Annotated in this window: 1 protein-coding gene; it reads left to right on the top strand. The window is 56.5% G+C overall.

Going from position 1 to position 688, the window contains the following annotated elements:
* Positions 1-49: 49 nt before the first annotated feature.
* The coding region (locus J7438_RS26650; RefSeq protein ID WP_209279042.1) for a hypothetical protein at positions 50-688 on the top strand (639 nt) is incomplete at its 3' end.

The following is a 688-nucleotide window of genomic DNA, read 5'->3' as shown; positions in this document are numbered from 1 at the left end:
AGATGGGCTTAAGAAACTGAAATTAAGCCAGAAGCTGACTGAACAGGACTTGCTCCCTCCACCCTCAAGCACTGAGGTAACCACAGCCGATCCACTGATTATGCAAATGCGGGAAGTGATCAGTGTGCTTGACGATGCCCTGGCCAATAATACCCCGGTACCGGAAGCCATCAAAAAACTGAATGCTCACATTATGGCCAAAACCAGTCGAAGCCTGCTTGCCCGGGCCAAAGCGACCGCTGGAGAACAGCCGAACCCGGTACCCGGTCCTTCCGGGGTGGCCCAGGCCCCGTCCAGCCTGGACGATTTTCAAGATTCGATGGAAATGATGGTGTTGCGCGATGCCATCAATGCTATTGCCCCGGAGGTTCCCGGAGCGGCGCTGTTGGCTCACCCATCCGCTGGAGCGGTTCCCCAATCGTCCGGTGGCCAGCCTTCCGGTGGCACCGATCAAGGTTTAAGTGCGGGAACCAAGGCCGCAATTGCGGTGGGTAGCGTCGGCGGAACGTTAGGTGTGGTGGCTAGCGGCGCATTTATAAAAAGACTGGCCTCGAACGGGGGCGATGCGGCGGCGGAAGATGCAGCGGCCAGCATTGAGGATGCATTAGAGGAGTTTATGTCAGATACCGATGTTCTGGGCTCCCTGGGTGATGGGCTCAAAAGTAGTGTTAAGGATTTGATGGCCAAG

Origin of the sequence: Thalassotalea sp. G20_0, assembly GCF_017744175.1 — a bacterium.
GTDB lineage: Bacteria > Pseudomonadota > Gammaproteobacteria > Pseudomonadales > Endozoicomonadaceae > Endozoicomonas.
The sequence above is the reverse complement of the archived record's forward strand: the minus strand, read 5'-3'. Positions and strand labels throughout refer to the sequence as shown.